Origin of the sequence: Vibrio sp. 1562, assembly GCF_033340155.1 — a bacterium.
Lineage (GTDB): Bacteria > Pseudomonadota > Gammaproteobacteria > Enterobacterales > Vibrionaceae > Vibrio > Vibrio alginolyticus.
On the sequence record NZ_JAWOVY010000826.1, the window covers coordinates 1 to 506 of the forward strand.

Annotated in this window: 1 protein-coding gene; it reads left to right on the forward strand. The window is 44.5% G+C overall.

What is annotated here, in order from left to right; all coding sequences use genetic code 11:
- The coding region (locus tag R7Z49_RS27895) for an FCD domain-containing protein (RefSeq protein ID WP_318112900.1) at window positions 1-506 on the forward strand (506 nt) is incomplete at its 5' end.

Sequence of the window (506 nt, forward strand, 5' to 3'; positions counted from 1 at the left end):
CGTGGAGCAAATACGTCAAACTCGCGCCACAAAAAGGCTGCTGGGTTGCGCCAGTGTGTAAGCATGAGTTGAATGACTTGTATGAAAGCCTACGGATGACGGCTTCATTTCTATTGAAAAAGGCGATCATGACAGGTGATGAGAACTGGGAACTGGACGTCCTAACTTCATACCACAAACTATCTCGAGTGAATCTCGACCAAGGCTTTTGCTGGAGAGAATGGGAAGAACGCCACTATCACTTTCTTGAAGCGTTGCTTGAGGGGGCGAACTCACACAATTTGTTTACCTTCTTCCGAGATATTTTAAACCAGATCAAACGTTACCATTACTTTGCTATGCAAGTGCTAGGAACGAACAATCAAGGTCACTGCAATATCGATGAACAAGAGATGATCATGAAGTTGTCGCTGTCTAAAAATAGTGACGATGCGGTGCAGTTTCTGGATCGTTATTTGTTGAAGTCGTTGCAATGTGTCGAAACCGCCATCGACAATCCGCTATAA